The sequence below is a fragment of the Paracoccus wurundjeri genome, from assembly GCF_030678915.1.
GTDB classification, from domain to species: domain Bacteria; phylum Pseudomonadota; class Alphaproteobacteria; order Rhodobacterales; family Rhodobacteraceae; genus Paracoccus; species Paracoccus onubensis_A.
On record NZ_JAUUTZ010000013.1, the window covers coordinates 115,532 to 122,150 of the forward strand.

The 6,619-nt window shown below is 62.5% G+C and carries 8 protein-coding genes; 6 read left to right on the plus strand and 2 right to left on the minus strand.

Annotated elements, in window-relative coordinates; translation table 11 throughout:
- Position 1: 1 nt before the first annotated feature.
- From Q0601_RS14265 to Q0601_RS14290, 6 genes are read left to right on the plus strand one after another with little or no spacing between them, the layout of a single operon-like run.
- Positions 2–700 (plus strand): SDR family oxidoreductase, encoded by a 699-nt coding sequence (locus Q0601_RS14265; RefSeq protein ID WP_305290526.1) that lies wholly within the window; start codon positions 2–4, stop codon positions 698–700.
- The gene (locus Q0601_RS14270) at positions 700–1,479 is read left to right on the plus strand and encodes an ABC transporter ATP-binding protein (protein WP_305290527.1); all 780 of its coding nucleotides are present in this window, start codon (positions 700–702) and stop codon (positions 1,477–1,479) included. The genes Q0601_RS14265 and Q0601_RS14270 overlap by 1 nt, the downstream gene beginning before the upstream one ends.
- The gene (locus Q0601_RS14275) at positions 1,469–1,717 is read left to right on the plus strand and encodes a hypothetical protein (protein ID WP_305290528.1); all 249 of its coding nucleotides are present in this window, start codon (positions 1,469–1,471) and stop codon (positions 1,715–1,717) included. The genes Q0601_RS14270 and Q0601_RS14275 overlap by 11 nt, the downstream gene beginning before the upstream one ends.
- Positions 1,714–2,577 (plus strand): ABC transporter permease, encoded by an 864-nt coding sequence (locus Q0601_RS14280; RefSeq protein ID WP_305290529.1) that lies wholly within the window; start codon positions 1,714–1,716, stop codon positions 2,575–2,577. Before Q0601_RS14275 ends, Q0601_RS14280 begins: the two co-directional genes overlap by 4 nt.
- On the plus strand, positions 2,574–3,419 hold the full coding sequence (locus Q0601_RS14285; RefSeq protein ID WP_305290530.1) for an ABC transporter permease: 846 nt from the start codon (positions 2,574–2,576) through the stop codon (positions 3,417–3,419). The genes Q0601_RS14280 and Q0601_RS14285 overlap by 4 nt, the downstream gene beginning before the upstream one ends.
- Positions 3,420–3,442: 23 nt before the next feature.
- On the plus strand, positions 3,443–4,426 hold the full coding sequence (locus Q0601_RS14290) for an ABC transporter substrate-binding protein (protein WP_119750713.1): 984 nt from the start codon (positions 3,443–3,445) through the stop codon (positions 4,424–4,426).
- A gap of 87 nt (positions 4,427–4,513) precedes the next feature.
- Here Q0601_RS14290 and Q0601_RS14295 read toward each other — a convergent pair whose 3' ends face one another.
- Positions 4,514–5,392, minus strand: coding sequence for a ribokinase (locus Q0601_RS14295; protein ID WP_305290531.1), 879 nt, complete (start codon positions 5,390–5,392; stop codon positions 4,514–4,516).
- Positions 5,393–5,498: 106 nt separating this feature from the next.
- The coding region (locus Q0601_RS24700) for a cytochrome c1 (RefSeq protein ID WP_370656140.1) at positions 5,499–6,619 on the minus strand (1,121 nt) is incomplete at its 5' end.

Consider the following 6,619-nt stretch of genomic DNA (forward strand, 5'->3'; position numbering starts at 1 on the left):
GGTGACAGGGGTTGCATTGATCACCGCAGGCGGCAGCGGGATGGGCGCCGCCTCTGCCCGCCGGCTGGCGGCGGACGGATTTTCGGTCGGGATCCTGTCATCTTCCGGCAAGGGTGAGGCTTTGGCTGACGAATTGGGAGGATTCGGGGTCACGGGCTCGAACCGTTCGAACGATGATCTGGCGCGTCTGGTCGATGGCGCGATTGAACGGTGGGGGCGGATTGACGTTCTGGTGAACTCCGCAGGCCACGGCCCCCGCGCACCGGTCACCGAGCTGACCGACGAGGACTGGCATACAGGCATGGAGGTCTATTTCCTCAGCGCCGTCCGTCCGACCCGCCTGGTCACGCCGCATATGCAGGCGCAGAAAAGCGGGGTAATCATCAACCTTTCGACTTTCGCCGCGTTTGAACCCGATCCGGTCTTTCCGACATCGGGGGTCTTTCGCGCCGGGCTGGCCTCTTTCGCCAAGCTTTACGCCGACCACTATGCGGCGGACAACATCCGTATGAACAATGTGTTGCCCGGCTTTATCGACAGCCTGCCCGAGAAAGAGGAATTCCGGGCCCGCATCCCGATGGGCCGCTATGGCCGCGAGGCGGAGATTGCGGCGACGGTCAGCTTTCTGGCGTCAGAGGGAGGCGGCTATATCACGGGCCAGAATATCCGCGTGGATGGGGGTATCACAAGATCGGTATGATGAACGCGGTAATTGCGGCCAATGCCGTCAGCCTCACCTTTCAGACCGCCGATGGTCCGGTGCATGCACTGAAGGATGTCGATCTGACCGTCGGTCAGGGCGATTTCGTCAGCTTCATCGGGCCATCGGGCTGTGGCAAGACCACATTTCTGCGCACCATCGCCGCGCTGGAGATGCCGACCGCCGGGGAACTGATGGTCAACGGGATGACCCCGGATGAGGCGCGCAAGGCGCGGGCTTACGGCTACGTGTTTCAGGCTCCGGGCCTGTATCCGTGGCGGACGATTGCCGGGAATATCTCGTTACCGCTGGAGATCATGGGTTTTTCGAAACCTGACCGGGCCAAGCGTGTCGACAGGGTGCTGGAACTGGTCGATCTGGAGGGTTTCGGCGGGCGTTTTCCGTGGCAGCTTTCAGGCGGCATGCAACAGCGGGCCAGCATCGCCCGCGCGCTGGCCTTTGACGCGGACATTCTGCTGATGGACGAGCCTTTCGGCGCATTGGACGAAATCGTGCGCGACCGGCTGAACGAGGCGTTGCTGGAATTGTGGCGCAAGACCGGCAAGACCATCGGCTTCGTGACCCATTCCATCCCCGAGGCGGTTTATCTTTCCACCCGGATCGTCGTGATGTCGCCGCGACCGGGGCGGATCACGCGGGTGATAGACAGCACTCTGCCGGCCGAGCGGCCGCTGGATATCCGCGATTCGCCCGAATTCATCCGGCTGGCGCATGAGGTGCGCGAAGCGCTGCGCGAGGGGCATGGCGATGATGCGTGACGTCCGTCCCATGCCGAAGAGAGCCGCGCAGCGCCCGTCCGTCGGATGGGTGTCTTTTGGTCGTGATTTTCACTTTATGGTGCAACTTCGCATGGTGCTGAACCTGCAGGATAGTGTCACCAAAGCACCCGCGCGGTGGGGTGGACGGGCGCTGCGCGGCGGGCCGTCACGCGAATGCGTGCAAAGCACGACGGCCCTTGATTCCGCACGGGGCAATATTTTTGCGGTTGGCCAATGAAAAATGCCATCCCGATCCTGACCGTTCTTCTGGCGCTTGTCGTGATCTGGTACCTTGCGGCCATCGGCATGAATTCCGCATGGGTCCGGGATCAGGCGGCGCGGGCGGGAACTGAACTGACAACTACGGAACTCGTCAAACAGACACTGACGCTTGAGCGCCCCGTGCTGCCCGCTCCGCATCAGGTTGCCGCCGGGTTGTGGGATGGGGTTGCCGGGCAAAAGATCACCTCGAAGCGCAGTCTTGTCTGGCATGGCTGGGTGACATTGTCAGCCACGCTGACCGGCTTTGCCATCGGCAGTCTGGCGGGGATCCTGCTTGCCGTGGGGATCGTGCATAGCCGCACCATGGATCAGTCGGTCATGCCCTGGGCGGTGGCCAGCCAGACCGTGCCGATCCTTGCCATCGCGCCCATGGTGATCGTGGTCTTTGCAAGTGCGGGCATCACCGGGTTGTTGCCCAAGGCGATCATCGCGGCATGGCTGTCGTTCTTTCCGGTGCTTGTCGGCATGGTGAAGGGATTGCGCACGCCCGACGCGATGCAGCTTGACCAGATGAAATCCTGGAGCGCCTCTGGCGGGCAGGTCTTCTGGCGGCTGAGGCTGCCATCGTCGATGCCCTATCTGTTCGCGAGCCTCAAGGTGGGCATCGCGGCCGCGCTGGTCGGCACTATCGTGGGCGAATTGCCTGCGGGCGCAAGTGCCGGACTGGGGGCAAGGCTGCTTTCTGGCAGTTATTACGGGCAAACGGTGCAGATTTGGGCGGCGCTCTTCGCTGCCGCCGCGCTTGCCGCTGTTCTGGTCGTCGCCATTGGACGGATCGAAGGCGTCACGCTGCGCCGCATGGGGCTGGTACGATGACAGGGGCATTATCCATTCTGGCGGTCTGGCTTGGCGCATGGGGGCTTAACCTTCGGTTGGCGCGGTTTGATACAAGAGCGTCGCGCCTGTTCGTCGCCCTGATCTTCGGCGCCACGATCCTGATCCTTTGGGAAATGATCGTACGCATCTACGCCATTCCGCCGCTGATCCTGCCTGCGCCCTCGCGGATCGCGGCCAGTTTCGCAGCGAATATCCCGCTGCTTTGGGGTGATTTCGTGCAGACCATCGTCAAGGGCGCCCTGACCGGCTGGATACTGGGCGGTGCGGCAGCGGTGCTGACCGCCATTGCAATCGACCGCAGTCCGTTCCTGCAACGCGGGCTGCTGCCCATCGGAAATTTCGTCGCCGCCCTGCCCATTGTGGGAATCGCGCCGATTCTGGTGATGTGGTTCGGGTTCGACTGGCAATCCAAGGCCGCCGTGGTCGTGGTGATGGTGTTCTTCCCCATCCTTGTGAACATGGTCGCGGGCCTTGCCGCCACTGACCGGATGCAGCGCGATCTTATGGCGACATGGGCCGCGCCTTACGGGCAGTCGCTATGGAAGATGCGGCTGCCCGCCGCCATGCCGTTCCTGTTCAACGGGCTGAAGATCACCACCACGCTCGCGCTGATCGGCGCCATCGTGGCCGAGTTCTTCGGCAGCCCGACCACAGGCATGGGCTTTCGTATCTCGACCGCCGTCGGGCGGCTGGACCTGCCGCTGGTCTGGGCCGAGATATTGGTGGCGGCAATCGCCGGTTCGCTGTTTTATGGCATCGTGGCGCTGATCGAAAAGAAGGTGACGTTCTGGCACCCGTCGCAGCGCAATCAACGGGGCTGACGCCCCCCAGCAGGAGAGTGGAAATGAAGAAACTGATGCTAGCCGCCGCATCATTTGCGCTTGCCGGCACGGCCCATGCGGAAGAGCTGACCTTACAGCTCAAATGGGTCACGCAGGCGCAATTCGCGGGATATTACGTCGCGCTGGATCAAGGCTTCTACGAAGAAGAGGGGCTGGAGGTCACCATCAAGCCGGGCGGTCCCGACATCGCGCCGACACAGGTCCTTGCCGGAGGCGGGGCGGATGTGATCGTCGAATGGATGCCTGCCGCACTTGCCGCGCGGGAAAAGGGGCTGCCGCTGGTCAATATCGCGCAGCCTTTCAAGAAATCCGGGATGATGCTGACCTGCCTGAAGGAAAGCGGCATCACCGATCCGACCAAGGATTTCGCGGGCAAGACGCTGGGCGTCTGGTTCTCGGGCAATGAATATCCGTTCCTGAGCTGGATGCATACGCTGGGTCTTTCGACCGAAGGCGGAGAGGATGGCGTTACCGTGCTGAAACAGGGCTTCAATGTCGATCCCCTGCTGCAAAAGCAGGCCGCCTGCATCAGCACCATGACCTATAACGAATATGGGCAGGTTCTGGATGCCGGTATCGCGCCCGAGGATCTGGTGACCTTCAAATATGAAGATCAGGGCGTGGCCACTCTGGAAGACGGGCTTTACGTGCTGGAAAGCACGCTTGAGGACGACGCGAAAGTCGAGGCATTGGCGAAGTTCGTCCGCGCCAGCATGAAGGGCTGGCGTTATGTCGAGGAAAATCCCGACGAATCCGCCGAGATCGTTCTGGATAACGACGAAACCGGCGCCCAGACCATCGAACATCAGGCCCGCATGGCGCAGGAAATCGCCAAGCTGACCGCTGGAAGCGACGGCGTTCTGGACGAGGCCGATTATCAGCGTACGGTCGATACGCTGCTTGCGGGCGGATCGGATCCGGTCATCTCGAAGGAACCGGAAGGCGCATGGAGTCATGTCGTGACGGACAAGGCCGCCGCGGAGTGAGCCGGGGAAGGGGCGCTGCCCCTCTTGGCCTGCGGCCAATTCACCCCGAGGTATTTAAACAAAGAAGAAGCGGAGCAGGGGTTTTCGTCAGGCTTCTGTAGAGGCGAGGAAATCCGTGACCTCTGACAGTGCCGGAATAGCGTCGCCGGCGCCTTGCCGGGTGACTTTCAGGGCGGCGGCCCCCGAAGCCAGCCGCAGGGCTTCGGGAATTCCGTCGCTGCGATCCAGCGCGGCGGCGAAATATCCGGCGAATGTATCCCCTGCCCCGGTCGTGTCCACTGGCGCGACCGGGAAAGCGGGCTGGTGCCAGCTTTGGCCGGTTTTCAGATCACGATATTCCGCGCCTTCCGCGCCCCGGGTGATCAGAAGACCCTCGACGGGAAGCGGTTCCCGGATCGCCGCGAAAAGCTGCTGTGCCTCGCCCTCGTTCATGGCGAGGATCGAGACTTCCGGCATGACCGCCTGCAACGCATCCAGATCGAAAGGAGCGGCGGAATAGATCACCCGCGCCCCGGCCAAGCGTGCGATCCGGGCTGCTTCGGCCTGAAGGCTGGTCTCGTTCTGAAGCAGCAGGGTATCCCCCGGCCTGATCGCGCCCATGGCGTTTTCCAGTGCGGATACGTCAAGGGCGCGATTCGCGCCGGGATGGATGATGATCGAATTTTCTGCCGAACCGTCCAGCAGGATAAGGGCATGGCCGGTCACCTGATCCGCCAGTCGCAGAATATAGGTGGTATCGACCCCTCTGGCGTGTAGCCGATCGATCACCCAGTCATCGCCCTGCCCCATCGCGCCCAGGTGATGGGTCGGCGCACCGGCCTGTGCGGCCGCGATGGACTGATTGGCGCCCTTGCCGCCCAGCCCGATGGAGTAACTGTCGGCCGCAAGCGTCTCGCCCGGGCGTGGCAGTTTGTCCATCCGATACACGTGATCGATATTGATCGAACCCAGATTCCAGATCGCCATGGCTTGCTCCCCGATTGCCGGGCGTATCTGACCGATATCGCCGCGCCTTGTCCAGCAACGAAAACGCGCCCCGCGAAGGGGCGCGTTCAAGATTTTCGGTTACAGATCAGCGGTCCAGGTTCTTACCCTTGTAGGGCGCCCAAAGCCGCTTGTTGGTCACATAGAGCAGACCCGTCAGCACGATCAGGAACAGCACCGAGACAAGCCCGACCTGTTTGCGATCCGACAGTTTCGGCTCGGCCGTCCACATCAGGAAGGCCGACACGTCGCGGGCCATCTGATCCACGGTGGCCTCGGTGCCGTCCTCATAGGTGACCAGATCATCGGAAAGCGGAGGCGTCATGCCAATATAACCGGTCGGGAACGCGGTATTTTCATACAGAACCGTACCTGCCTGTTCCTGTTCTTCCCCAGTATAGCTGGTCAGGATGGCATGGATATATTCCGGCCCGCCGATACCCTTGATCAGCTGATTGACACCGGTCCCGGCCGGACCATGGAAGCCCGCGCGCGCTTTCGCCATCAGCGAAAGATCCGGCGCGCCGGCAGTCGTGTTTTCGGGGAAGTGATCGGTGGGCAGGCGCGGCCGCTCTTCCTCGGTCTCTTCGTCGATGATGGTCATCTCGGCCGCATAGGCGCGCACCTGATCCTCGGGCAAACCGGGGCCGCCACTATCGCCCAATGTGCGGAGCGGCACGAATTTCATGCCGTGGCAGGCAGCGCAGACCTCGGTATAAACCTGCAGGCCCCGCTGAAGCTGGAACTGGTCATATTTGCCAAAGGGGCCTTCGAAGCTGAAGGAAATATCCTCGATATGGCCGCCCCCATGACCACCTGCGGCTTCCGCATGTTCTTCGTCAGCAGCAGCTTCGCCATTCGTGGCTTCACCTTCGGCGGGCGCTTCCTCCTCCGCCGCGTCATCAGCGGCAGGTTCTTCGGCACCGGCTTCTTCGGCAGCGTCGGCGGGTTGTTCCGCCGCGTCGCTATCCGTGACTTCACCCTCAGCGGGTGCTTCTTCTGCCGCCGCATCGTCAGCGGCAGGCTCCTCGGCACCGGCTTCTTCAGCAGCGTCAGCGGGTTGCTCCGCCGCATCGCCATCCGTGGCTTCACCTTCGACGGGTGCTTCTTCTGCCGCCGCATCGTCAGCGGCAGGCTCCTCGGCACCGGCTTCTTCAGCAGCGTCAGCGGGTTGCTCCGCCGCATCGCCATCCGTGGCTTCACCTTCGA

Bases quoted from the DNA above. Each gene is read 5' to 3' on its own strand.
- Q0601_RS14270 (WP_305290527.1), top strand. From the start codon at position 700: ATGAACGCGGTAATTGCGGCCAATGCCGTCAGCCTCACCTTTCAGACC.
- Q0601_RS14275 (WP_305290528.1), top strand. From the start codon at position 1,469: ATGATGCGTGACGTCCGTCCCATGCCGAAGAGAGCCGCGCAGCGCCCG.
- Q0601_RS14280 (WP_305290529.1), top strand. From the start codon at position 1,714: ATGAAAAATGCCATCCCGATCCTGACCGTTCTTCTGGCGCTTGTCGTG.
- Q0601_RS14285 (WP_305290530.1), top strand. From the start codon at position 2,574: ATGACAGGGGCATTATCCATTCTGGCGGTCTGGCTTGGCGCATGGGGG.
- Q0601_RS14290 (WP_119750713.1), top strand. From the start codon at position 3,443: ATGAAGAAACTGATGCTAGCCGCCGCATCATTTGCGCTTGCCGGCACG.
- Q0601_RS14295 (WP_305290531.1), bottom strand. From the start codon at position 5,392: ATGGCGATCTGGAATCTGGGTTCGATCAATATCGATCACGTGTATCGG.